A 24,519-nucleotide genomic window follows, 5' to 3' on the forward strand; every position below is an offset into this window, starting at 1 on the left:
CCGGCCGCGCCCTCAGGCCCGGGAAAAGACGGCCATGGATTCCACGTGCGCGGTGTGCGGGAACATGTCCATGATCCCGGCCCGTTCCAGCCGGTAGCCATGATGATGCACCAGACGTTCGGCGTCACGGGCCAGGGTCGCCGGGTTGCAGGACACGTAGACCATGCGCTCGATCCGGCGCGGGCCCAGCGCCTCCACGGCGGCGGCCGCCCCGGTGCGCGGGGGATCGAGCAGGACCCGGTCCCAGTCCTCGTGCAGCCAGTCGGCCCGCGAGAGTGCCTCGGCGTCGTCCAGGTCGGCGCGGGCATAGCGAGTGTTGTCGATCCCCTGCCCGCGCGCGCTGTCCGCTGCCCGCGCGAGCATCGCATCATCCACCTCGACCCCGGTCACCTCGGCCGCCCGGGTCGCCAGCGGCAGGGTCAGGTTGCCCAGCCCGCAGAACAGGTCCAGCACCCGGTGCTCCGGCTCCAGCTCCATGGCGGCCACCGCCTGGCGCACCATGGCACGGTTGACCTCGGGGTGGACCTGGACGAAATCCATGGGCGTGAAACCGACCTCCACGCCGAAATCCGGGTGCCGGTAGACCAGCGGGGCATCCGGCCCCGCCAGATGGACCACGGTCTCCGGCCCGCCCGACTGCAGGAACACGCCGATCCGTTCCTCCTCGGCCCAGGCCGCCAGCCGCGCCCGATCGGCATCGGCCAGCGGATCGAGATGACGAAACACCAGCGCCACGCGGTCGTCGTCATCCACGCCGACCTCGATCTGCGGGATCCGGTCACGCGCCTGCAGGCCGTCCAGCAGCTCCCGCAGCGCACGGATGCGGTGCCCCACCGCCGGATGCAGCACCTCGCAGTGGTCCATCTCCGCCAGATAGGGACTGCCCCGTTCACGAAACCCGACCAGGGTCCCGCCCTTCTTCGGGACATGCTTCGCGCCCAGCCGGGCCGTTCGCCGATAGCCCAGGGTCGCCCCGGTCAGCGGCTCGAACCGCGCCTCGGGCGTCACGTGCCCGATCCGCTCCAGCGCATCGAACAGGGCCTGTTCCTTGATCTCGCGCTGCAGGTCGATCGAGGCGTGCTGCAGCTTGCAGCCGCCGCACAGACCGAAGAATGCGCAGGGCGGATCCACACGGCCGGCCGCGGGCTCCAGCACCTCCACCACTTCAGCCATATCAAAACGGCGCTTGCGCCCGGTCTGCACCGCGCGCACCCGCTCGCCGGCCAGTGCCCCGTGCACGAAACAGGCCTTGCCGTCACGCCGGATCACGCCCTGGCCATCGAGGGTAACGTCCTCGATCACGGCCTCGAACGGTGTGCGGTCGATCTTCTTGCCCATGCCGTCAGCCCCGCCAGGCTTCGAGAAATTCAAGGTGGTGCTCCGCCGGGCTGGCGGCCAGGTAATCCGCCAGCTGGTCCTGGCGGGACTTCAGCGCATCGTCGGTCAGGTGCCCCCGCATGTGCTCGAAGCGCAGCCACACGAGGTAGGTATTGAGCACGTCGTGCTCCACGTAGTCGTGGATCTCGCCGGCGCGTCCGTCGCGCCATGCCGGCCAGACCATGGAGCCGTCCATACCCAGCTTGCCGGGGAAACCCAGCAGGCTGGCCATGGTGTCCAGTCCGGTCACCGCGCGGCCCTGAAAGCCGGCGAGCACGTCCATCAGGTCGACATGGCGCCAGTGGAAGCGCGACAGGTAGTTGTTGTAGCGGAACTCGCGGTCGTCGTCGCCCTGCTCCCAGTACCGCGGCGCCTGCACGCCATTGACCAGCGCGCGGTAGTGCAGCACCGGCAGGTCGAAGCCACTCCCGTTCCAGCTCACCAGCGTGGGCGTGCGCTGGTCGATCACGCCGAAGAACTGGCGCAGCAGTTCGGCCTCGTCCGGCGTGTGCCCGTCCTCGCCGTCGCGGCCGAAGGCCGACAGCTTGAGCGCTTCCCCGCCTTGGTACAGCACCCCGATGGACACGATGCGATGCAGCGGATGGCGCAGGAATTCCGAGCCGGTCTGCGCGCGGCGCATCGCGAACAGCGCATCCGCGACCTCCCGGTCGGTCAGGCCATCAAAGTCGTACAGCCGGCGCGCGCCCTCGATATCGGGCACCGTTTCCAGGTCAAAAACCAGTACGGGAGCAGACATGCCAGCCTCAGTCGGGGTAGACGCCGGTGGAAATGTAGCGGTCGCCGCGATCGCAGATAATGGCCACGAAGGTTCCGCCTTCGACCTGTGCGGCGAGCTTCAGGGTGGCCGCCACCGCGCCGCCGGACGACACCCCGGCAAAGATGCCTTCCTCTGCCGCCAGCCGGCGCATGGTGGTCTCCGCTTCCTCCTGGGTCACGTCCACGGTGCGGTCCACCCGCGCGGCCTCGAAGATCGTCGGCAGATAGGCCTCGGGCCAGCGCCGGATCCCCGGGATGGAAGCCCCTTCTCCCGGCTGCACGCCGACGATCTCGATCTCCGGATCGCGCTCCTTCAGGTACCGCGAAACCCCCATGATGGTCCCGGTGGTGCCCATGGAAGACACGAAATGGCTGACCGTGCCCTCGGTGTCGCGCCAGATCTCCGGCCCGGTGCCCTGATAATGCGCATTGGGATTGTCGGGATTGCCGAACTGGTTAAGCAGGAAGCCTTCTCCCGCGTCCGCCATGCGCTGAGCGAGATCACGCGCCCCTTCCATGCTTTCCTCGCGCGTGACCAGCTTGAGCTCGGCTCCATAGGCCTTCATCGACGCGCGCCGTTCGGCCGACATGTTGTCCGGCATGATCAGGATCATGCGATAGCCCTTGATCGCGGCCGCCATCGCCAGCGCGATGCCGGTATTGCCGGAGGTGGCCTCGATCAGGGTATCGCCGGGACGGATGTCGCCGCGCTGCTCGGCGGCACGGATCATGTTGACCGCGGGCCGGTCCTTGACCGAACCGGCGGGGTTATTGCCCTCGAGCTTTACCAGCACGGTCGACGGCAGATCCGCGGCCAGGCGCTGCAGGCGCACCAGCGGCGTGTTGCCGACGAAATCCTCGAGGGTCGGAAAGGAATCGGGATGCAGTCGTTTCATGGCCGCAGAGTATAACGACTCACGCAGGCTTTGCGGGTCCGCGGGCACGACGAATGCGACGTGAACCCCGCCAACAAAAAGGCCCCGGAGCTCGGCTCCGGGGCCCGGATGGCGCGAACGCCCCGCCCGTTTACATGAACAGGCAGATGTCGGAATCTCCGGCGAACTCGAAGAACGCCGCCGCCCCGGCATATTCCACGCCATCAATGAAGTGACTGGTGTCCATTTCGAACAGGTCCACCGTCATCTGGCAGGCGATCATGCGCACTTCGGCCTCCTGGCACAGCTCGCGCAGATCCTCCAGATCGGAGACGCCCTTCGCCTTCATCTTCTTCTTCATCATCACGGTCATCATCTTCTGCATCCCCGGCAGGGCCTGCACAAGAACCGGCATGGGCATGGGCATGGGCATGCCCGGATTGCCCAGTGAGGTCACCTGAAGATCCAGCTTTTTCTCCAGCAGCTTCAGGCCATAGAAGGTAAAGAAGATCTCGCACTCATAGCCCAGGGCCGCCGCGGTCGAGGCCAGGATGAACGGGGGATACCCCCAGTCCAGGCTGCCCTTGGTCGCGATGATGGCCATTTTCTTCTGTTCGTCGCTCATTGAGTTTTCCTCCTGTTGTTATACATGGCGAAGCCGGGTGGCGCCCCCTGCACCACCCGGCTCCGAATGGCGTGAAGTGCGGATTCTCAGTGTCCGGAACCCTGGCGCGCTCGTCGCCAGTCCCGAATCAGGGCGCAACCCGCGCAAACACCCAGGGCGGCAAGACTGGCCCAGACCGAAATCGGTACCAGAATCATTGCCAGCGCAAACATGACCCACGCCAGTACGGTCATTGCTCTCCTCCTTCGGTGCGGATGGCACGCGGTCCGTGCACATCGGTGACCGATTCGCTTGTTGTCGGCGGCAGACAGGCACCGGCTCAAGCCGACCGAAGCCTACCGCGTTCCGCTGCTCCCTGCATCACTGCCCTCGGCCGCACCCTCCTGACCCGGCCCGGATTCCGGCGCCGGCCGCCGTTCGGCCGCCTCCGCCGGTCGATGAACATCCGCCGCCGAGGCCCGGCCACTGCCGGGGTCCACGGGGCTCGCGTCCACGAACTGGTTGTTGAGCTTCTGGATGTAGGCCTCGGCCTGATCACGGAGGCGATGCAGCCGTGCCAGGCTCCGCCGCCCCAGACCGCGCGGCCCCCGTGCGAACAGCGAACGCATCGGCCGGGTACTCTTGAGAAAGGCCGCCTGCCAGTTCCCGGCCGCCGATTCCTTCGGCAGCTCGCGTGCAATCCGCCGTGCGAGCCAGCGACGGTTGAAGAAATGGATACCGCCCAGCGCGCCGAGAACCAGCACCACGCCCAGCGACGTCCACCACGGGTTGTCCAGCAGGGTCTGCCACACCCGGCCATCGATCCACGGGCGGACACCGTCGGTCGCCTGGTAGCCGATCACGGCCAGCACCGCCACCAGCACCCCCATCATGCCGGCGTCGAACTGCAGTACACGGCGCCGCCAGCGATCCAGACTGCGTTTGATCGCCGGCAGGGCATCCATCTCGATGGATTCGGCGATCGCCTGCAGGGCCCCGATAATCCGGTACGACCGTGAAGAACTGATCTCGCGGATCTTGGCGTGGATCTCCTCACGGTCGTGCGCGGATTTTTCCTCATAGCGCTCGCGCACCTGCGGGTCACCGATCTCCACCGCGCCGCTTTCGTTGTAGATACAGTAGAAACGCCCGGTTGCATTCCCCTGGCGCACCACCGCGCGCTGCCAGGCTGCGACGACTTCCTCGAGGTTGTCCTCGCGCCAGGTCGTGTCGATCTGGTTGAGGATGAACACCAGCTTGGTGAAATCGTTGCGTTCGGCCACCCGGTTGACCAGGTGCTCCAGGGTGTCGCGCATGGCGCCGGGTTCGGGGTGCCGTGCGTCGAAGAACACCAGCACCAGATCCGACAGATCGATGATGTGGTCGGTCAGCTGCAGGATGGTGGTGCGCTGCTCGTCGGCATCGAACCCGGGCGAGTCGATCAGGATGCGTCCGCGCAGCTGCTCCGATCGCGCGGTCTTCATCGCCAGGAAATGATCCACCGTACGCCCGCCGCCATCGGTGATGCGTTCGATCTCGTCGGAGACCCGATAGAACGGGAAGCGCGGATCTCCGTCGAGCGCCAGCCCGGGGAGTTCCTGCACCCGTTCGCTGCCGCCGTAGGAGATCACGGTGAACTTGTCGTCCACCGCCTGGCTGCCGCTGCGCTGCACGGTATCGCCCACGAACTCGTTGATGAACGTGGACTTGCCCGAGGAGAAGGTCCCCAGGACCGAGATCATCGGCCACCAGGAAATGGTGAAGGCGTAGGACTCTTCTTCCGGATCCAGCAGGCCCGAGGCATATCCGACCCGATCCAGCTCCCGGAACGGATTGACCACGCCCTCGAGGACCGGGTTTTCCTCCGCCAGACGGTCACTCAGGAGCTTGAGCTGCTTGCGGACGCGGCTGCCAGGTCGATTGAACATTCCGATCTCCGTATTGGTTCGGGCCCGGGCAGACCGCGCGCACGGCTAGCGCGGCGCCGACGGCGGACGGTAGGGACCGCCCGACCCCGGATAGGGACCGCCCTGCCCCGAGAGTGGGTTGAACATGTTCATCATACCCATGGGACCGCCCACGTTGCGATTCAGGCTCCACATGTCGCGCTGCATGCCGATCACGGACCCGGCCATGACCTCGGTATCCCGGGTCATCGACCCGATGTCCGTGCTCATGCGGCCGGTGTCCTCGCTGATGGACGCAACGCTCTGCTCCATCTCGGCCGTGGACCCGGCAATGTCCACCATGCGGCCCTCCATCGCCTCCATGTGGCGCACAATCGCCGACATGTCGCGGTCCACCACCCGGGTCATCGAGGAGATCTCCTCGGTCAGCTGTGACACGTCCCGGGTCAGGCTGGTGATCAACCAGAAACCGTACACCGCCAGCACGACGAATGCGACCAGGGAAGCATAGACGATCAGTTCGAGTCGCCGGGCCCGTCGTTGCGCATCGTCCGCCTCTTCCTTGACCTCGTAATACTGACTGTCGCCGTCAGCTGGCCTGTCTTTCGCACCCATCGTTCCTCCGGTCGGTGACTACAGCACACGTGATGTGGAGGGTGCCGCAAACCTCAGCGGAACCGTTCCAGGTGGTCCGCCCCTTGCGGATGATGCCGGGAATAGATCGGACGCAGTGGGGCCATCATCGCCCGGCGTTCGCCCTCCGGAAGCTTCTCCAGCGCCCGGTCCCAGCTTCCCATGGCGGCTTCAACGTCGCCGGTGGCGTATTGCAGATTGCCCAGTTCCCCGAGGATGTCCGCCCGTTCCCGGCTTTCGTACGCCTGCGTTTCCAGCCCGCCTTCGAGGACGGTCCTCGCGGCTGCGGCACCCTCGCGCCAGTACGTCTCCCGTGCTTCGGTCAGCAGCGCCTCGACCTCCACCGGCTCCTCCACGGCTTCTTCCCTGGCGGCTTCTTCCCTGTCCGCTTCTTCCCGAGCAGCTTCTTCCCGAGCAGCTTCTTCCCGGGCAGCTTCTTCCCGGGCAGCTTCCTGGTCCTCGGCAGAAGGCTCTTCCTCCAGGACCACGCCGGACTCCGCGGGCGGGTCCTCCGGCTCGGCCGGCGCCAGCCAGTCACGGGCGGACCAGGCGATCAACCAGAGGACGATCACGATCAGCACCCAGTAGCGATTGATGAAACCGTGGCGCGGCTTGTCTTCACCTGATTCCATTTGTCACCTCGTTTCCTGTCCGAAAATCGCCCGGGCCAGTCGGTCCAGCTCCTCCGCCGCCTTGCCGGAAGGCTCCAGCTCGTTCACCGCGAGACCCTCGCTGAACGACCGCCGGAAGGCCGTGCGCTGCTTCAGCCGAGGGCGCAGAAAACGGATACCCTCGATCTGCTGCAGGGCCTCCGCAGTCTCCTCGGTCTCGCGCACGAACTGGTGCGTATCGGCGCGATTGATGAACACCTCGATGCCGGGGCCGGTTTCGCGATTGGTCCGAAGCTCCTGGATCTCGCGCACGAAACGGTGAGTGGACCACACGTCGGCCTGACTCGGCGGCACGGGGATCAGCACCCGGTCCGCGGCGGCGACCGCCTGCATCAGGGTGTCCATGGCGGAGGGCCCGACGTCCACCAGCCAGTGATCGAAATCCCCCTGCCGACCCAGCGCGACGTCGGCATCGGTCGTGGCGGGGAGCGCGGGGCTGTACCCCTCCTCCTGCCGCACTTCCAGGACATCGCCGAGAGTCCCCTGCGGATCCAGGTCCACGGCCTGTACGCGGTGCCCTTTCGCGAGCAGCCAGAGCGCGAGATTGAAAGCGACGGTGCTCTTGCCCGTTCCGCCCTTGAGGTTGGCCACCACGGTCAGCATTGCGGCTCCCGGATCCATTGAATTCTAAAACGGGCTGCCCGGCGAACCGGGCAGCCGATCATGCACGGGCGAGCCCGTGCGAGCAGATCACTGCTCTTGCTGCTGCTGCGGCATGCCCTGCTGCGGCATACCTTGCTGCGGGCCATAGCCGTGGCCGGGGCCGTAACCGTAGCCCGGATGGCCATAGTAGCCGGGACCGTAGCCATGACCACGACCATAGCCGTAGCCGTCACCACGGCCGTGACCGTAGCCGTGACCATGACCGCGACCGCGGGCGGAGAAGTCGAAATCGCCCATCATGTCGCCGAACATGTCGCCCATGTTGTGGCCGCGGCCGTAACCCGGACCGCCAAAGAACGGCATGCCACCGTAGCCGGGGCCGTAGCCATAACCGGGACCGTAGGGAGCCCCGTAGCCCGGACCACCATAGCCCGGCCCGCCCCACTGCGCGGAAGCCATCATCGGGGCAGCGGCCAGACCGGCCATGGATGCCGCAAGAACGGCTGCTTTCAGAAACTTGCTCATAGTGTTACCTCCTCCTATCGGAGACATGCCCTCCCATTTCTGCCACCGATGCGCGGAGGGCGATCACGCACCGGACCCTGCCCGAAGGCAGGTGATTCAGGGCCCCGAAAAGGGTCCCCATGCGCCCGGGCCGCCAAAGAACGGGAATCCGTACCCCGACATGCCCGGTTCACTTGCCCCCGGTCCCCGGTGGCCGCCATACGGATACGGACTGAACCCGTAACCGTAGGGCGACATCCCCGGAGCCGGGCGTGCTTCACCTGCGGGAACGCGCGAGCGCTCCTCGCGTCCCCGCCGGGCCGGATCGTAGTCCGGCGGAGGGAACGATCCGGCCGACCGGGGTTCGCCCCGGGAAAAACCTCCCGGCTCCCCCGCATCGGCCGCGGATGGCGGTCCGGCATGCCACGGATTGTGGCGTTCCCGGGCCTCGGCGGCCGCAGCGGCCACGATCAATCCGACCGTCACCAGGGCGAGCAGCAGGACGCTCCGCCCCGCCGTTGCTCCCGGTTGCATGCCGTTGCTTCCGAACGCCATTCGCCTCGCTCCCATGCGTCACCCGGTGCTCAGTAATCCCCCGAGTCGCGACGCTCTTCCATCTGCTCCATGCGCATCTCGCGCTGGCGTTCCATCTCCTCCATGTAGGCCTGGCGCCCCTTCTTCATCGCCTCCATCCGGGCCTCGCGCATGGCTTCCATTTCCTCGATGCGTTCCTGCCGCTCGGCATGCATCTTCTCGATGCGCTCGCGCATCTCCTCCGGCATGTCCTCGGGCAGATCTTCGGGGTCGAACTCCGGCATCTGGCCGTACGCCGCCGGACCGCGCATGCCGGCGCCATGGCCGGGCCCGTACGCGGGGCCGTGCATCATGCCGGGGCCATGGCCCTGCTGCGGACCGTACCCGTAGCCGGGGCCATGACCGGGCCCGTACCCATGGCCGGGGCCATAGCCGTGACCGTAGCCATGACCGCGGCCCTGACCGTAGCCCTGCCCGTGGCTGCGCCCGGACATGCCGAAGCTGAAGTCACCGGAGGCATCGCGACGCTGCATCATTTCGCCGCCCTGATGCCCGCCCATGCCCTGTCCATACGGACCCGGCTGGCCCCAGGGCCCGGGAACCGGAGCATGCTGGGCCATCGGCTGCCCCTGAGCGCCCTGGTTCCCTTCTTCCGCCTGGGCCGCGCCCAGCACGGACATCGAGACCACTGCGGCGCCGGCCATGGCCAGACCGAGCATGCGTGCGTTGAATCGCTTCTTCATCATTAACCTCCTTGAGGTTCTTTCAGTGATTGCTCATTTCAGCCGAATACCCCGGCGTCGGCGGCCACCCGACTGGCGTGCACCGGGACCGTCCTCCGGAGACGACGCGTCTTTTTGGTCTTCCCCCGAGTCCGACTTCTGGTCCGTCGTGGTGGAATCCGTGGTGGAATCGTGATCCGGCGGCGCACTCGTCCCGGAGTTCTCCGATCCGGCGGAACGGGAATCGCTTCCGGATTTCCGCGGCGCCTCCGTATCTCCCTCCTTCGATCCAAGCCCGTCGTCCGGCGTGGATTCGGCGTTCGCGCCCGCGTCCCCTTCACGGCCGGAGGGGCCGTCCGAGGCCCCCGACGCGGGGGGACCCGGCGCAGGACCGGACGACGGGGCTGGAAAAGGCCCGGAGCCCGAGCCGGAACCGCCGGATCCCGGGCCACCGCCCGGCCCCGGGCGCGTCCCGAAACGTCCGCGCACCAGCTTCAGCAAGGCCAGGAACAGGTCGCGCATGCCCTCGACGAAGGCGACCGCCAGGCAGCGCAGGTAGAGCCCGAAGTACTGGACTGCGCGCGTGACCGGTCCGCCCTCGGCCGGGCCGAAGGGATTGTCGTCACGGCCGGTCCCGGCACTGCCATTCGTCGGGGTAGCACAGCCGGAGCCGTTGGTGCCGTCGCCGTCTTCCAGTGAGGCGGGACAGAACGCGCGCCGCCCGGAGATGCAGCCCAGCGGGATGACGACCAGGGTCAGCAGCGTGGCCACGATGGTCCCGAACATCAGCGAGATCGCCATGCCCTGGAAAATGGGGTCGAACAGGATGACGCTGGAACCGGCGAGCAGTGCGAACGCGGTGATGACGATGGGCCGCGTGCGCGCCTGACAGGCGAGGATCATCGCCTCGCGGACGTCATGTCCCTGATCCACCGCCTGGCGGCCGAAATCGACCAGCAAGATGGAATTGCGCACGATGATCCCTGCCAGGGCGATGAACCCGATCATCGAAGTCGCGGTGAATTCGGCGTTGAACAGCCAGTGGCCCGGAATGATCCCGATCAGGGTCAGCGGGATCGGGGCCATGATGATGCCCGGCAGCACGAAGTTGCCGAACTCCCAGACCACCAGCATGTAGATGAGAATCAGGGCGATGGCGAACGCGATACCCATGTCGCGGAAGGTCTCGTAGGTGACCGTCCATTCGCCGGCCCATTCGAACGCCGTGGACCCGTCGTTCGGCGGCGGCCCCAGCCAGTGCGGCTGCACCCGGCTGCCGTCGGGAAGCTCGTAATCGGCGAGTTGCTCCTGTACCTCGAGCATCCCGTAGACCGGTGCCGCCAGACGCCCCACCACTTCGCCGGTGACATACTCCACCGGCCGCAGGTTCTTGTGATAGATGGGTTCGTCCTGCGGGCGCTCGACGAACCGGCCCAGCTCGCCCAGGCTGACCGTCCCGCCATGCTGCGAGGCCACCGGCAGCTGTTCCAGACGCCCGATATCGGAACGTGTGGGGCGTGGCAGGCGCAGCTCGATCAGGTGCGGCTCCACCAGCGAACGCGCCTTGATGTCGCCCAGAACCCGGCCACCGATCGCGGCCTCCAGCGTCTGGTTCACGGTCTCCACGGTGACACCACGGCGCAGGGCCTTGTCACGGTCCACATCGAAATGCCAGACGTCGTGCGGGGCCTGCAGGAAGCTGTCGACGTCCGCCACGTGTTCGGCCCCGCGGAACATTTCTTCCAGGTCGCGCGCGACCTGACGCCGGGTATCGGCATCCGGGCCATAGACCTCGGCGACCACCGACTGCAGGACCGGGGGCCCCGGCGGCATCTCCACCACTTCGATGCGCGCACCCGCCTCGCGGGCCAGTGGTGTCAGACGCTCACGGGCCTCGGTGGCGATCTCGTGGCTGGAGCGCGCGCGATCGCCCTTGTCCACCAGCTGAACCTGGATGTCGCCCAGCCAGGGGTCCTGGCGCAGGTAGTAATGACGCACCAGACCATTGAAATTGAACGGCGCTGCAGTGCCGACATACGCCTGCAGCCCGGTCACTTCCTCGAACTCCCGCAGTTCCGCCACCATCGCTTCGCTGAGCGAGGCCGTCTCGGTCAGCGCCGTGCCCTCGGGGAAATTGATCATCACCTGGAATTCGGGCTTGTTGTCCAGCGGCAGCATCTTCACCCGGACATCCGTGGTGTAGAACAGGCTGGCCATCAGGAAGAACACCACCACGATCCCGGCCAGGAAGGCGTAGCCCCGGGCGGGATTGTCCGCCAGCCCGGGGATCACCCGGCGGAAGAACGTGCCCAGCCGCTCGGCCTGCCGGTGTTCCTTTTCGGTGGCCTTCTCCAGGTAGGCCATGCTCGGGCGCAGCCGCTGGGTCAGCCACGGGGTGAACACGAAGGCCGCGACCAGCGAGAACAGCATGGCGACCGACCCCAGAACCGGGATCGGCTGCATGTAGGGACCCATCATCCCGGAGACGAAGCCCATGGGCAGGAGCGCCGCGATCACGGTAAAGGTCGCCAGGATCGTCGGGTTGCCGACCTCGCGTACCGCGTCCACGTTGGTTTCGGCATCCAGGCCGCGCTTCATCAGCCAGCGGCGGTAGATGTTCTCCACCACGACGATGGCATCGTCCACGAGGATCCCGATCGCGAAGATCAGCGCGAACAGGCTCACCCGGTCGATGGTGTAGTCGAGCAGCCACGCGCTGAACACGGTGAACAGGATCACCACCGGAATCACGATCAGCACCACCAGCGCGGCGCGCAGCCCGAGGAACAGCGCGACCAGCAGAGTCACCGCGAAGGTCGCGACAAAGAGCTTGAAGATCAGCTCATTGACCTTTTCGTTGGCCGTCTTGCCGTAGTCGCGCGAGATCTCGACGCCCACGTTGTCGGGGATGGCGGAGCCCTTCAGGCGCTCCAGGCGTTCGAGCACGCCATTGGCGACCGTGACCCCGTTACTGCCGGGCTTCTTGGCGATCGCGAGGGTCACGGCGGACGCACCCTCCGGTGCGGCATCGGGCGCCTCGGCAGCCGGGCCGGAATAGTGACGCACGAAGCGATCCACCTCCCCCGGGCCATAACTCACGTCGGCCACGTCGCGCAGATAGACCGGGCGACCGTCTTCCACCGAGATCAGCAGGCGTTCGACATCCTCGGCACTGGTCAGGAACGAGCCGGTGTGCACCGACATGTGTCGCCCACCCGCCTCGATCGCGCCCGCGCCGCGTTCGGAATTGGCCTGCCGCACCGCGCCCGCGATCTGATCCAGGGTGACCCCGTAACCTTCCAGTCGTTCCGGCCGCACCTCGATGCGCAGCTTCTCCTCGCGGCCACTGACCACGAAGCTCTGCGCGGTGTCGGGTACCTCGTTGAGTTGCTGCTGCGCGTCCAGGGCGATCTGGCGCAGCATCGCGTCATCGACCTCGTGCGACCAGAAGGTCAGCGTCACCACCGGCACGTCATCCGCACCCTTGGGCTTCACCATCGGCTCGCTGACGCCCGGAGGCATCAGGTCGCGATTCGACATCAGCTTGTCGTGGACCTTCACCACCGAGGATTCCATCTCCTCGCCGACGTCGAACTGCACGGTGACCATGGCTTCGCCGCGATGCGACACCGAATATACGTTGTCGACCCCCGAGAGCTCGCTCATCAGGCGTTCCAGCGGCCGCGCGGCCAGACTGGCCACCTGCTCCGACGGTACGCCCGGATACTCCACCATGATGTCGACCATCGGGACCGAGATCTGCGGGTCTTCCTGGCGTGGCGTCACGATCAGGCCGAGGATGCCGATCGCGATGCTGGCCAGCAGCAGCAGCGGCGACAGCGGCGAATGGACGAATGCGCGGGCCATGCGCCCGGCGATGCCGGGATCGGTCGCGTGAGCGCCGGGCCGTTCCTGATTGCGAGGTTCCTGATCGCTCATGTCTGGCGCGAACGTCCTGTCATTGTCCGTGTTCGAAGCGCATCAATGACGGCCGCCGGGGTGCTGCAACACCCGCGCTCCGGGCTCCAGCCCCGAGGTCACGACCACGCCCCCATCACGCGACGCCCCCAGCCGGACCATGCGGATGCGCACCTCGTCATTGGCATCCAGCACGGCCACGCGCGGCAGGGCCCCGCCCGGAATGATCGCGCTCTCCGGGATCACCACCCGGTCTTCGCGCGTCACTTCGCCCGGCAGATGCACTTCGGCGTACATGCCCGGGCCGCCGCGGACCTCCTGCGGCAGATCGAACTTCACGGTCACGGTATGGCGTTGCGGATCGGCCAGCGGGAAGATCCGCGAGACCCGCGCGCTGACTTCTTCCGAATGGCCGTCGAGCGTCACCGGAACGATGTCGCCCACGTCCAGCTGACGCACCAGGCGAACCGGAACGGCCGCCTCCACCCGCAGATAATCCAGGTGCCCGAAGGTGACCAGAGGATGCCCGGGCTGGACGGTATCGCCCTGTTCCACGTGCTTGTGCATGATCACCCCGTCGAACGGAGCGCGGGAGCGGGTGTCTTCCAGCGCGACGTCGAGCTCCTCGACGCGGGCCCGGGCCTGCTCCCAGCGTGCTCGGGCCTGATCGACCCCGATGTGGCGGGAAAAGAGATCCGTGGTGCGGTCCAGGGTCGGGTCACCGAATCCCATGAACTGCCCCATGTTGCGCGTGAACATCTGGTCGAACATCGACGGCATGCCCATGCCCGGCATCTGCCCGATGTCCTGCGAACGCGGAGAAATGACCTCGCGGTCGTACTGCATGCGTGCTTCGCGGATCGCCGCCTCGGTGGTGCGCATCTCGGCGAGCGCCGCCTGGCGTTGAGCCTGGAGGCGATCGTCGGAGATCGCGACCAGTTCTTCTTCCGCTTCGAAGCGGTCGCCCTCGACCCCTTCGACCGCGATCACCCGGCCACCCGACTGCGCCCGCAGGGTCACTTCACTGAACGGGATCACCGTGCCGCTGACGGTGTGGCGCTCCGCGGCGAGCGGCTGCGCAACATGGACCCCGGTGTTGCCCGGACTCGTGGTTCCCGGGCTCTGGGCCGGCGTCCAGGCGGTCTGTGCACCGGCCGTGCCAACCACGATGACCATGCACAGCATCAGGCTGGCCGTTCGCATGAGCGTCATTCGCACCTCCCCGACAGCGTGCCTGTTCCGTTGGTCTTTTTTCGTTGTAGAGAAAAGCACGCCCCGATACAAGCAAGAGAAATGCCAATATTATAATATTATTAAATTTCAGATATTTGTCCTCGTGAAAAAAACACCGCGCACTCAGGGTGTTGCAACACGCGCTACCCGGGAATTCGAATATAAGCATCTGTTGCTGCAGAAATTTTTTTGTTGCAACAGCGGTGGCGGCGTTGCAACGCCGCTGCCATACTCCCGGTGAGTTTCCCGGAGAGGAAGGCCATGAAAATGAATCGTGGGGAGGGGCTGCCGGACGCGTTCCGTTCGGCCGATCCGGAATGCCATCATCAGATGGTCTTCGCCCGCCGGGCGGCGGGCAGCGACATTCGCATGCTGCTGCTGGGGGAGTCGGGAACCGGCAAGACCCGCCTGGCCCGCGGCATCCATGAATGGAGCCCGCGTGCCGCCGGACCATTCGTCGAAGTCAACTGCGCGGCCATCCCCGACGAGCTGCTGGAATCGGAGCTGTTCGGCCATGTGCGCGGGGCCTTTTCCGGCGCGGTGAACGATCGCGAGGGCCGTTTCGAATCCGCCCACGGCGGCACCCTGTTCCTCGACGAGATCGGCGAACTGCCATTGCGTCTGCAGGCCAAGCTGCTGCGCGCGGTGCAGGACGGACAGTTCGAACGCGTGGGCGAGAACACCACGCGGCAGGTGGACGTACGCATCCTTTCCGCCTCCAATCAGGACCTCCAGGCCCGCGTGGATGCGGGACAGTTCCGCGCCGACCTGTTCTACCGCCTGGCTGTCGCCACGGTGGAGCTGCCGCCCCTGAGGACCCGGCCGCGTGACCTGGCCGCCACCCTCGACCGCTTCGTCGAGGAACACGCGCTGCAGCTGGCGCCGGCGTTAAGGCGCAAACTGGAAGCCCACCCCTGGCCCGGCAATTTCCGCGAACTGGAGAACGTGTTCGCCTGCCTCCAGCTGCACGCGGTGAACGGTCGCGTGGAGGATTTTCCCCTGCCCGAAGGCCGGCCTCCCGGGACCGTTTCACCACAGCCGGAGGCCGCCGCGCCGGCAACGGCTTTTCCGGAAGGGACCTCCACGGACGCGGCCCCGCAGGTATCCCCGAGAGAGTCCGAAGAGGCCCGGCGCCTGCGCCAGGCCCTTGCCGCTCATAATGGCAACCGCTCGCGGGCCGCGCGCAGTCTCGGAATCGACCGTACGACCCTGTGGCGCAAGCTGCATCGCTATAACCTGGCCTGAGAAAGGCATTCCCCACGCCTGCGGCCCTCGTGCCGCCGATGTTAGGATTGGCCATATCAGGAGACACTGATACCGGTCTCCCGCGGACGGGAACTTCATCCGGTGCACCGTCTCCAAGGCCCGGGCATCAGGCCCGCGCCCCATCCAGCCTAGGACCCGAGCGAGAACTGCATGTCCCGTGTCATGCCGCGAGTCGGCCGTGCCCTCATCCCCGTACTGATCGTCGCGCTCAGCGTGGCCGGATTCATGATCCTGCGCGCCACCGGCCCGGAGGCCCCCGCCCCCGAGGGCGAGGAACGTGCCTGGCCGGTGCGCGGCTTCGTCGCCGAACCCGGGACCCATGAGCCCTCGGTGATGCTCTACGGGCGCAGTGCCTCGGCCCACGACGCGACCCTGCGAGCCGCAGTACAGGGCGACGTGGCCCGGGTCTCCGCGCGCGAAGGCCAGCGGGTCGCCAGGGGCGACGTCCTGATCCGGATCGACCCCGCCGAGGCGCGCCTGGCCCTGCGGCAGGCGCGCGCCGAGGTCGATGAACTCGAAGGCGCGCTGGAAAGCGAACAGCTGCGCGCGCGATTCGATCGCGAGGCCCTGGTGCGCGAACGCGAACTGCGCGAGATTGCTCGCCGCAACCTCGAACGCACCCGCAACCTGCGCGAACGCGACATGGCATCCGACAGTGACGTGGACGAAGCCCAGGAGCGCCTGCAGCAGGCCGAACTCACCATCCAGAACCGGGAACAGGCGATCGCCGACGCCCCCATGCGGCTGGCCGGGGCCGAGGCCCGGCTGAACCGGGCGCGGGCCGCGGCCGAACAGGCCGAACTGGACCTGGAACGCACCGAGATCCGCGCCCCGTTCGATGCCCGCGTGACCGCCGTCCGGACCTCGCCGGGCGAACGCGCCCGGGTGGGCGACGAACTGGTACGCCTGTTCGACGTGGACGACGTGGAGATCCGGGCCGGACTTCCCGTGTCGCTGGAACCGCGGCTGGAGGCGCTGCTGGCCGAGGGGGCAACGCTAAAAGCCTCGGCCCGCAACGGCGGGCGCGAGATCACCAGCGAACTGGTCCGCATCGAAGGCGAAACCCGGCCTGGCGCCAGCGCTTCGCACGGCGTGTTTGCAATCCGCGAAGGCGGACGCTCGCTGGGTCTGAACCGCTTCCTTGAACTGAACCTGCGCCTGCCCGAGGAAGACGACAGCCTGGCCGTTCCGTTCGAGGCCCTGTACGGGCGCGACACCGTGTTCCGCGTGATCGACGGCCGCCTGCAGTCCCTGAACGTCGAACGTCTGGGCGAATACCGCAGCGAGGCCGGGGACACCCTGGCGCTGGTTCGCAACCCGGACCTGTCAGCCGGCGACGTCCTGATCGCCACCCGCCTGCCCAATGCGGTGGAGGGCCTGCGCGTGGAGGTCGAGGACGGCGAGGACCTGCCCACCGCGGCCGAAGCCGTACGCGAGGGCGACCCGGACCTCCAGCCGCAGGACGCCGGCGATGAGTGAAACCAGCGCACCCATGCCGGGTGGCGCCCCGGCCGGGGGCGATACGGAGGGCGCGGCCGGTCGCGGCCCGATCCGGCTGTTCCTGGAACACCGCCTGGCCGCCAACCTGCTGATCGCGCTGATGCTGCTGGCGGGCGCCTATGCCCTGAACCAGCTGAACTCGCAGTTCTTCCCCGATTTTGATCTCGACATTATCACGGTCCAGGTCGTGTGGTCGGGCGCTGCCGCCGAAGACGTGGAACAGTCGATCACCGACCCGCTGGAGCAGGACCTGCGCACGGTCGACGACCTGCGCGAGATGACCTCCACCTCCGCGCTGGGCGTGGCGACCATCACCCTGGAGTTCGAACCCGGCGCCGACATGTCGCATGCGCTGGAACAGGTCAACGACCGGGTCGATCAGCAGCGCAACCTGCCGGCGGATGCCGAGACCCCGATCGTCAATCAGGTGATCAACTACGAGCCGGTCTCGCGCCTGCTGATCACCGGCCCCGACGACCCGGAACAGCTGCGGACGCTGGCCCGGCAGTACGAACGCGAGCTGCTGGACGCCGGCATCGCGCGGGTCGAGTTCACCGGCCTCACGGAAGACGAGATGGCCATCCAGGTGCCGGCCTTCAATCTCTACCGCCTGGACATGACCCTGGCCGACATCGGCACGGCCGTCGCCGGCATGAGCCGCGACATGCCCGCCGGCTCGGTCGGACGCGACGACACCGCCCGACAGCTGCGCAGCCTGGAGCAGGCCCGCGACATCGTCTCCTTCGAACGCCTGGTGCTGCAGGGCGACCCCGAACGCGGTCGGGTGCTGCTGGGCGACATCGCCGACATCGACCTGCGCCCCCGCGACGGCGAGGTGCGTGTCCGCTCGCAGGGTACACGGGCCATCGAGATGCAGCTGATGCGCAGCGAGACCGGCGACGCCCTGGAATCCGCGCGCATCCTCGAACAGTGGCTGGAGCGCACCCGGCCCGCCCTGCCCCCGGGTGTCCAGTTGCAGGAGACCGATGCCTTCTGGGAGCTGCTGTCCGAGCGCATCACCCTGCTGCTGAAAAACGGTGCCGGGGGGCTCCTGCTGGTGCTCGGGATCCTGTTCCTGTTCCTGAACCGCCACATCGCCCTGCGCGTCGCCCTCGGCATCCCGATCGCCTTCACCGCCGCATTCGTGGTGCTGTGGCTGGTGGGTGGCTCGATCAACATGATGTCGCTGTTCGGCTTCATCATGTCGCTGGGGATCATCGTCGACAACGCCATCGTCGTCTCCGAGCACGCCTACAGCCTGCATCAGAGGGGCCTGTCGGCCGGTCGGGCGGCGCGTCAGGGCGCTCAGCGCATGGTCGGTCCGGTCGTCGCCGCGTCACTGACCACCGTCGCGGCCTTCATGCCACTGATGCTGATCGGCGGGATCATCGGCAATATCCTGTTCGACATCCCGCTGGTGGTGATCTGCGTGATCGTGGCTACCCTGCTGATCGCCTTCCTGATCCTTCCGGCCCATCTCAAGGGCGTGATGGATCGCCTCGAGGAACCGCCGGCCGGCAGCCTGCGGGCGCGCTTCGACCGGGGTTTCGAAAACCTGCGCAACGGCCCGTTCCGCCGTGCCGTCACGCGCGCCGTGGACCACTCCGGGGTCACCCTCGCCCTGGCGGTGGGCGCGGTGATCCTGGCCATCGGCCTGGCGGCATCCGGACGCATCGGCTTCACCTTCTTCCCTTCGCCCGAGGGCACGGTCGTCAATGCCGGCGTGAACTTCGTGGCCGGCACCCCGCCAGAACGGGTCGAAGAGTTCCTCATCCACGTCGAACAGGCGCTGGAGGAAACCGACGAGGAACTCGGCGGCGGCCTGGTGCGTGCCTCGGTGACCCGGCTCGGACGCGGCATCGACCCCGGCGACGGCAACGCCCCGCAGGGCGACCAGTTCGGCAACATCCAGGTCGAGCTGATCTCGCCGGAGGCCCGCGAGGTGCGCAACCGGGCGTTCATCCAGGCATGGCGGGACAACGTCCGCGAGGCCCCCGGCATCGAGACCTTTTCTATTGACGAGCGTCAGGCCGGCCCGCCCGGGCGCGATCTCGAAGTGCGTCTGACCGGCGATGACCCGCATATCCTCAAGGACGCGGCACTGGACGTGGCCGACCTGTTCGACGAGTTCCCGGGCACCTTTGCCACCCAGGACGACACCCCGTTCGGCCGCGAGCAGCTGACCTTCCGCATCCTGCCGGAAGGCCGCGCGCTGGGGCTGACCACGGAGCAGCTCGGCGCGCAGCTGCGCGACGCCTACGACGGCCATCTGGCGCAGATCTATCAGGACGGCCTGGAGGAGGTCGAGGTGCGCGTGCGTCTGCCCGACGACGAACGCCACGCGACGGAAAGCCTGGACCGCCTGCAGATCCGCCTGCCGGACGGCGAGCTGACCCCGCTGGAGAACGTGGCGGAACTCGCATCCCGTCCCGGCTTCGAGACCCTGCGGCATGCCGATACCCGGCTCGCAATCGAGGTATCTACCGAAGTCGACCGCTCGGTCAACAATGCCGCGCGCATCCGCGCCGCACTGGAAGACGGTCCGCTGGACGCGGTCGCCGAGCGCCACGGGGTGAACTGGTCCTTCGAGGGCCGCGCGGCGGATCAGGAGGAGACGTTTGCCGACATGCGCACGGGCCTGGTGCTGGCGCTGGGCCTGATGTACATCATCCTCGCCTGGGTCTTCGCCTCCTGGGGCTGGCCGCTGATCGTGATGGCGATCATCCCGTTCGGGATCCTCGGTGCGCTGCTGGGCCACTGGATCCTCGGAGTGGAGCTGACCGTGCTGTCGATGTTCGGCCTGTTCGGCCTGACCGGGATCGTGGTCAACAACTCCATCATCCTGGTCAGCTTCTACCAGGGGTTGCGGGAGAGCGGTCTGGCCCTGCGCGAGGCGATCATCGAGGCGTCCTGCCAGCGCCTGCGCGCGGTCATCCTGACCTCGGTCACCACCATCGCGGGCCTCACCCCGCTGCTGTTCGAGCGCTCGGTGCAGGCGCAGTTCCTGATCCCGATGGCGATCTCGATCGTGTTCGGGCTGGCGGTGGCCACGGTGCTGGTACTGTTCGTGATCCCGGCGTTGCTGCGCCTGTACGAGGGGGCGTTCGATCGCGGCGCCACGTCCACCCACCACGCGAGCTGACCGCAGCCCCGAGGAAGGGAGGACATGGGGCGGCGGGGCGCGTCGGGGTCAGGCGTCGCCGCCGCGCCGACGCAGGCGGATGGGGGCGTAGGGTTCACTCTGGCCCCACTCCACCAGCCCCGCCTTGGCCAGCTCGAGGATGGCGAGGAACGACACCACCACGCCCTGGCGGCCCTCGGCCCGTTCCAGCAGGCCGACGAAGTCGGTGAAGGTCTCGCTGTCCAGCTCGTGCAGCAGCCGGGTCATGCGCTCGCGCACCGACAGCTGTTCGGTGGCCACGTGGTGGTGGGCGTTCAGACTGGCACGCCGCATCACCCCGGCGAGCGCGTCCATCAGGGCATCCAGCGACGGTGCCGGGGGCGGCGGGCCTTCCAGTGCGTCGGTCGCAGCGCCCGCAGCGAAGAAATCCCGCTCCATGCGCGGCAGCGCGTCCAGGCGTTCGGCCGCGGTCTTGAACTGCTCGTATTCCTGCAGCTGACGGATCAGCGCCATGCGCGGATCACCGGCGTCTTCCGCGTCCGCCTCCGCCGGGCGTGGCAGCAGCATGCGCGACTTGATCTCGGCCAGCAGTGCCGCCATCACCAGGTATTCGCCCGCCAGTTCCAGGCGCAGGGCACGCATCACCTCGATGTAGGCCATGTACTGGCGCGTGATCTCGGCGATGGGGATCGCCAGGATGTCGAGGTTCTGCCGCCGGATCAGGTACAGCAGCAGGTCCAGTGGCCCCTCGAAGGAATCGAGGAACACTTCCAGTGCATCCGGCGGGATGTACAGGTCCTCGGGCAGCTCCGCGACCGGTTCGCCGTGCACCCGCCAGACGTGCTCGCCCTCCCCGGCGGCGGCCGGATCAACGGGGTCGACGCTGACGTCTTCGGCGTGTTCGCTCACCGGCTCTACCGCAGGTAGTCCAGCCCCATCGCGCGCCGGACCTCCTCCAGGGTCTCGCGCGCCTCTTCGCGCGCGGCCTCCGAGCCCTCGACCATGATCGAGCGCACCAGCCCGGGATCACTGGCGTATTCGCGCGCGCGCTGCTGAATCGGCTCCAGCTCCTCCTGGATGGCCGCGATCAGGGGCTTCTTGCAGTCCAGACAGCCGATCCCGGCGGTGGTGCAGCCCTCGTAGAGCTCGCCCCGCTTTTCCTCGCCGGTGTAGACCTGATGCAGCTCCCATACCGGGCATTTTTCCGGCGCCCCCGGATCGGTGCGGCGCACCCGCGCCGGATCGGTGGGCATGGTCCGGATCTGGCTTTCCACCTCCTGCGGCTCGGACCGCAGGCTGATGGTGTTGCCATAGCTCTTGGACATCTTGCGCCCGTCAAGCCCGGGCATCTTCGCGGTGGGCGTCAGCTTCGGATGCGGCTCGGGCAGGATGATCTTGCCCCCGCCCTCGAGATAACCGAACAGCCGTTCGCGGTCCTTCAGCGAGATGTTCTGCTGGGATTCCAGCATCGCCCGGGCGACCTCCAGGGCCTCGTCCTCGCCCTGCTCCTGGAAGCGCTTGCGCAGATCGCGGTAGCGCTTTGCCGCCTTCTTGCCCATCTTGTCCACGGCCTGCTCGGCCTTTTCGGCAAACCCGGGTTCGCGCCCGTACAGATGGTTGAAGCGCCGCGCCAGCTCGCGCGTGACCTCCAGGTGCGAGACCTGGTCCTCGCCCACCGGCACCATGCCGGCGCGATAGGCCAGCACGTCGGCGCTCTGCAGCACCGGATAGCCGAGAAACCCGTAGGTCGCCAGGTCCTTCTCGCGCAGCTGTTCCTGCTGGTCCTTCCACGTCGGCACCCGCTCCAGCCAGCCCAGCGGGGTGATCATGGACAGCAGCAGATGCAGCTCGGCATGTTCCGGCACGCGCGACTGCACGAACAGGGTGGCCGATCCCGGACTCACCCCCGCGGCCAGCCAGTCGATCACCATCTCGGTCACGTATTGCTGCAGGTCGCCCGGGTCTTCGTAATGCGTGGTCAGCGCATGCCAGTCCGCAACGAAGAAAAAGCACTCGTAGTTGTGCTGCAGCTCGATCCAGTTCTTCAGGACCCCGTGATAATGCCCGAGATGCAGACGCCCGGTGGGCCGCATCCCCGAGATGACACGCTGATTCGTCCCCTGATTGGTGGTCACGGTCGCGATCCTTCCTGATGGTTGACTGATGAGGCTGAGATGGTCGGTGTCAGAACATGCCGCCGGCGGCGGCGAACAGCAGGCCCAGGGCACTAGCGGTGCGGTCCCGCTCGTTGACGTGGATGCGGCCGTCACGCATCGCCAGAGTCCCGCTCAGGATCTCGCCGTCGCGTTCCAGCCAGGCATCCGCCTCGGCCGCGGCCAGCACCCGGCCGAACGGCTCCGGGTCGGTCAGCCCGGCCAGCGACACCGGCCATTGCAGCCCGACCGCGGCCTGCATGTCCAGCGCGATCGCCTCCACCGGGCGCATGCGGAAACCTTCGGGCGTACCGGAAAAGACCAGGTTGCCCTCCAGCTCCAGCCGCTGCTCCGGCTCGTCGTTCATGATCGCCCCGAGCGTCACTGCCGGGCTGCGCTCCAGCGACTGGCTCACGGCATCGATCATCGCGGCATGGGTGAGATCGCGGCGTTGCTCGGCCTCCTGGCGCCGGTGCGCCGGGTCACGCAGGGTTCCGGCGAGCTGCTCCATGGCTGCGCGGTCCCAGCGCTCCAGCCCCAGCTGCAGATCCATCGGCCCGCTCTGACGCACGAGACGCTGCGTGCTCCGCGTCACCGTCATCCGGTCGATTTCCAGACGCGCGCGGGCGTCCAGCCGGTCGCCATGGGTGCTCTGGAATGCATTGATCCGGGCACGCTCCAGAAGCAGACTGCCCTCGCATCCCGGACCCGTCCATTCCATCCGGTCGGCCGCCACGCCGCCTTCATAATCCGGAAGCACGCCATAGACCCCGTCGGCGTCCGGCTCCAGCGCCAGGATCTGCCGCAGACCCTCGAACACCAGGGTTCCGTCCGCCTGATCGAGTCGCAGACGCGGGATCGACAGACTCGCCATCGCCTGCTCGTCCGACCAGGCGAACTGCCCCAGCGCGTCCTCGAACTCCAGCCACAGCGGGCCCTCCGCGTCCCGGAGCGGTGCCACTGCCGGCCATTGCGCAACATCCAGGCGCGCATCCTGCACGCGCAGGCGGGTCGTGACGCCGCCACCCAGGCCGGTCCGGCTCTCCGCCTCGGGCGCAAGACGCTGCAGGATCGCGGCCAGCCCGTCATGCTCCGCGAGGGCGTCGTCGAGGGCCGCGTGATCCAGGCGGGTGGCGATCCTCGCGCCCAGCACCCCGTGCTGCACCTCGTGTACCACCGGTAGTTCGTAAGCGTCCTCGCCACGACGCAGGTGCAGTGTTCCTTCCGCACGCGCCTCGCGATAGCCCCGCTCGTAGCGAACGGGCTCGTGACGCAGTTCCAGACCACCCGCCTGCAGCTCCATGCGCGCGTCGAGGGTGCCTTCCACCTGTCCCCCGACATACCAGGGCCACGCCGCACCAATGGCGACCAGCAGAGCGACCAGGATGATCCATTTACGCATGGCTATTCTTCCAGAAAGGCCACGTCCCCGAGGCCCTGTCGCACCACTTCCACGCCGTCACCGGTCAGGTCCAGCACCGTGGTGGCCTCCAGCGTTCCCGCGCCGCCGTCCAGGATCGCGTCCACCGCATGCGCGAGACGTTCTTCGATCTCCCACACCTCGGTCAGCGGGGTATCGTCCCCCGGCAGTTGCAGGGTGGCGGACATCAGCGGCGTACCGAGTTCCGCCAGCAGCGCGGACACGATGGGGCTGTCCGGCACCCGCAGTCCGATCGTCCGGCGCCTGGGATGCTGCAACCGCCGCGGGACTTCGCGGGTGGCGGGGAGAATGAAGGTGTAGGGCCCCGGCGTCAGGGTTTTCATCAGCCGAAAGGCGCTGTTGTCCACCTTGGCGTACACCCCCAGTTCGGACAGGTCACGGCACAGCAGGGTGAGATGATGGGTCTCGTCCACCTCGCGGATGCGGCGGATGCGATCGGCGCCGGTCTTGTCACCGGGCAGGCACGCGAGCGCATAACAGGCATCGGTGGGCACGGCGATCACCGCACCTTCCTGCAGCCGGTCGCAGACCTGGCGGATCAGCCGTGGCTGGGGATTCTCGGGGTGGATCGCGAACGTACTCATGGGGAACCGCAGATCGGACAAAGCGCGCAGTGTAGCGCAACTGTGACCCGACCATCACGCCGCACCCGCCCGTGACGTTACAATGCCCGCCTGTCC

General features: G+C 67.4%; 19 protein-coding genes. 3 read left to right on the forward strand and 16 right to left on the reverse strand.

From position 1 onward, the window contains the following. Window positions 1-12: 12 nt before the first annotated feature. From rlmD to F790_RS0109235, 12 genes are all read right to left on the reverse strand, one after another. Entirely contained in the window at window positions 13-1,338 is a 1,326-nt protein-coding gene (rlmD, locus tag F790_RS0109180; protein ID WP_019591469.1) for a 23S rRNA (uracil(1939)-C(5))-methyltransferase RlmD, read from the reverse strand. Window positions 1,339-1,342: 4 nt separating this feature from the next. Continuing rightward, entirely contained in the window at window positions 1,343-2,134 is a 792-nt protein-coding gene (locus F790_RS0109185; RefSeq protein ID WP_018869580.1) for a 3'-5' exonuclease, read from the reverse strand. A gap of 7 nt (window positions 2,135-2,141) precedes the next feature. Next, window positions 2,142-3,050: a cysteine synthase CysM gene (gene cysM, locus F790_RS0109190; RefSeq protein ID WP_019591470.1), complete on the reverse strand. Its 909-nt coding sequence runs from the start codon at window positions 3,048-3,050 to the stop codon at window positions 2,142-2,144. Between the two features lie 130 nt (window positions 3,051-3,180). Further along, on the reverse strand, window positions 3,181-3,654 hold the full coding sequence (locus tag F790_RS0109195; RefSeq protein WP_018869582.1) for a DsrE/DsrF/DrsH-like family protein: 474 nt from the start codon (window positions 3,652-3,654) through the stop codon (window positions 3,181-3,183). A gap of 335 nt (window positions 3,655-3,989) precedes the next feature. Beyond that, the gene (locus F790_RS0109200; RefSeq protein ID WP_019591471.1) at window positions 3,990-5,561 is read right to left on the reverse strand and encodes a dynamin family protein; all 1,572 of its coding nucleotides are present in this window, start codon (window positions 5,559-5,561) and stop codon (window positions 3,990-3,992) included. Between the two features lie 45 nt (window positions 5,562-5,606). Continuing rightward, window positions 5,607-6,155, reverse strand: coding sequence for a hypothetical protein (locus tag F790_RS0109205; RefSeq protein ID WP_018869584.1), 549 nt, complete (start codon window positions 6,153-6,155; stop codon window positions 5,607-5,609). 53 nt (window positions 6,156-6,208) lie between these two features. Beyond that, window positions 6,209-6,805, reverse strand: coding sequence for a hypothetical protein (locus F790_RS0109210; RefSeq protein ID WP_019591472.1), 597 nt, complete (start codon window positions 6,803-6,805; stop codon window positions 6,209-6,211). A gap of 3 nt (window positions 6,806-6,808) precedes the next feature. Beyond that, window positions 6,809-7,447, reverse strand: coding sequence for a ParA family protein (locus tag F790_RS0109215; protein WP_019591473.1), 639 nt, complete (start codon window positions 7,445-7,447; stop codon window positions 6,809-6,811). A gap of 87 nt (window positions 7,448-7,534) precedes the next feature. Beyond that, complete coding sequence (locus tag F790_RS0109220; RefSeq protein WP_019022161.1) at window positions 7,535-7,972, reverse strand: sulfur globule family protein; 438 nt, start codon at window positions 7,970-7,972, stop codon at window positions 7,535-7,537. Between the two features lie 563 nt (window positions 7,973-8,535). After that, window positions 8,536-9,228 (reverse strand): hypothetical protein, encoded by a 693-nt coding sequence (locus F790_RS0109225; protein WP_019570060.1) that lies wholly within the window; start codon window positions 9,226-9,228, stop codon window positions 8,536-8,538. Window positions 9,229-9,261: 33 nt separating this feature from the next. Then, window positions 9,262-13,146 carry an efflux RND transporter permease subunit gene (locus tag F790_RS0109230; RefSeq protein ID WP_019591474.1) on the reverse strand — a complete coding sequence of 1,295 codons (3,885 nt, stop codon included), beginning with the start codon at window positions 13,144-13,146 and terminating at the stop codon, window positions 9,262-9,264. Between the two features lie 42 nt (window positions 13,147-13,188). Beyond that, window positions 13,189-14,337, reverse strand: a complete 1,149-nt coding sequence (locus tag F790_RS0109235) for an efflux RND transporter periplasmic adaptor subunit (RefSeq protein WP_019591475.1) — start codon at window positions 14,335-14,337, stop codon at window positions 13,189-13,191. Between the two features lie 282 nt (window positions 14,338-14,619). Between F790_RS0109235 and F790_RS0109240 the strand changes: the two genes are divergently transcribed. From F790_RS0109240 to F790_RS0109250, 3 genes are all read left to right on the forward strand, one after another. After that, a complete protein-coding gene (locus F790_RS0109240; RefSeq protein ID WP_019591476.1) occupies window positions 14,620-15,603 on the forward strand; it encodes a sigma-54-dependent Fis family transcriptional regulator in 984 nt (327 codons plus the stop codon). Window positions 15,604-15,786: 183 nt separating this feature from the next. Further along, window positions 15,787-17,103, forward strand: coding sequence for an efflux RND transporter periplasmic adaptor subunit (locus F790_RS0109245; RefSeq protein WP_019591477.1), 1,317 nt, complete (start codon window positions 15,787-15,789; stop codon window positions 17,101-17,103). After that, on the forward strand, window positions 17,096-20,266 hold the full coding sequence (locus tag F790_RS0109250; protein ID WP_019591478.1) for an efflux RND transporter permease subunit: 3,171 nt from the start codon (window positions 17,096-17,098) through the stop codon (window positions 20,264-20,266). Before F790_RS0109245 ends, F790_RS0109250 begins: the two co-directional genes overlap by 8 nt. Window positions 20,267-20,314: 48 nt before the next feature. Here F790_RS0109250 and F790_RS0109255 read toward each other — a convergent pair whose 3' ends face one another. From F790_RS0109255 to F790_RS0109270, 4 genes are read right to left on the reverse strand one after another with little or no spacing between them, the layout of a single operon-like run. Then, the gene (locus F790_RS0109255) at window positions 20,315-21,154 is read right to left on the reverse strand and encodes a ScpA family protein (RefSeq protein WP_019591479.1); all 840 of its coding nucleotides are present in this window, start codon (window positions 21,152-21,154) and stop codon (window positions 20,315-20,317) included. Between the two features lie 5 nt (window positions 21,155-21,159). Continuing rightward, entirely contained in the window at window positions 21,160-22,380 is a 1,221-nt protein-coding gene (locus tag F790_RS0109260) for a tryptophan--tRNA ligase (protein WP_019591480.1), read from the reverse strand. A 49-nt stretch (window positions 22,381-22,429) separates the two neighbouring features. Then, the gene (locus F790_RS0109265; RefSeq protein ID WP_019591481.1) at window positions 22,430-23,800 is read right to left on the reverse strand and encodes a DUF945 family protein; all 1,371 of its coding nucleotides are present in this window, start codon (window positions 23,798-23,800) and stop codon (window positions 22,430-22,432) included. Between the two features lie 2 nt (window positions 23,801-23,802). Further along, window positions 23,803-24,423 (reverse strand): L-threonylcarbamoyladenylate synthase, encoded by a 621-nt coding sequence (locus F790_RS0109270; RefSeq protein WP_038036659.1) that lies wholly within the window; start codon window positions 24,421-24,423, stop codon window positions 23,803-23,805. Window positions 24,424-24,519: the final 96 nt, after the last annotated feature.

It is taken from the genome of Thioalkalivibrio sp. ALE20, from assembly GCF_000381405.1.
Lineage (GTDB): Bacteria > Pseudomonadota > Gammaproteobacteria > Ectothiorhodospirales > Ectothiorhodospiraceae > Thioalkalivibrio.

Excerpts from the sequence above, each read along its gene's own strand:
- rlmD (WP_019591469.1), bottom strand. The coding sequence starts at position 1,338 with ATGGGCAAGAAGATCGACCGCACACCGTTCGAGGCCGTGATCGAGGAC.
- F790_RS0109185 (WP_018869580.1), bottom strand. The coding sequence starts at position 2,134 with ATGTCTGCTCCCGTACTGGTTTTTGACCTGGAAACGGTGCCCGATATC.
- cysM (WP_019591470.1), bottom strand. The coding sequence starts at position 3,050 with ATGAAACGACTGCATCCCGATTCCTTTCCGACCCTCGAGGATTTCGTC.
- F790_RS0109195 (WP_018869582.1), bottom strand. The coding sequence starts at position 3,654 with ATGAGCGACGAACAGAAGAAAATGGCCATCATCGCGACCAAGGGCAGC.
- F790_RS0109200 (WP_019591471.1), bottom strand. The coding sequence starts at position 5,561 with ATGTTCAATCGACCTGGCAGCCGCGTCCGCAAGCAGCTCAAGCTCCTG.
- F790_RS0109205 (WP_018869584.1), bottom strand. The coding sequence starts at position 6,155 with ATGGGTGCGAAAGACAGGCCAGCTGACGGCGACAGTCAGTATTACGAG.
- F790_RS0109210 (WP_019591472.1), bottom strand. The coding sequence starts at position 6,805 with ATGGAATCAGGTGAAGACAAGCCGCGCCACGGTTTCATCAATCGCTAC.
- F790_RS0109215 (WP_019591473.1), bottom strand. The coding sequence starts at position 7,447 with ATGCTGACCGTGGTGGCCAACCTCAAGGGCGGAACGGGCAAGAGCACC.
- F790_RS0109220 (WP_019022161.1), bottom strand. The coding sequence starts at position 7,972 with ATGAGCAAGTTTCTGAAAGCAGCCGTTCTTGCGGCATCCATGGCCGGT.
- F790_RS0109225 (WP_019570060.1), bottom strand. The coding sequence starts at position 9,228 with ATGAAGAAGCGATTCAACGCACGCATGCTCGGTCTGGCCATGGCCGGC.
- F790_RS0109230 (WP_019591474.1), bottom strand. The coding sequence starts at position 13,146 with ATGAGCGATCAGGAACCTCGCAATCAGGAACGGCCCGGCGCTCACGCG.
- F790_RS0109235 (WP_019591475.1), bottom strand. The coding sequence starts at position 14,337 with ATGACGCTCATGCGAACGGCCAGCCTGATGCTGTGCATGGTCATCGTG.
- F790_RS0109240 (WP_019591476.1), top strand. The coding sequence starts at position 14,620 with ATGAAAATGAATCGTGGGGAGGGGCTGCCGGACGCGTTCCGTTCGGCC.
- F790_RS0109245 (WP_019591477.1), top strand. The coding sequence starts at position 15,787 with ATGCCGCGAGTCGGCCGTGCCCTCATCCCCGTACTGATCGTCGCGCTC.
- F790_RS0109250 (WP_019591478.1), top strand. The coding sequence starts at position 17,096 with ATGAGTGAAACCAGCGCACCCATGCCGGGTGGCGCCCCGGCCGGGGGC.
- F790_RS0109265 (WP_019591481.1), bottom strand. The coding sequence starts at position 23,800 with ATGCGTAAATGGATCATCCTGGTCGCTCTGCTGGTCGCCATTGGTGCG.
- F790_RS0109270 (WP_038036659.1), bottom strand. The coding sequence starts at position 24,423 with ATGAGTACGTTCGCGATCCACCCCGAGAATCCCCAGCCACGGCTGATC.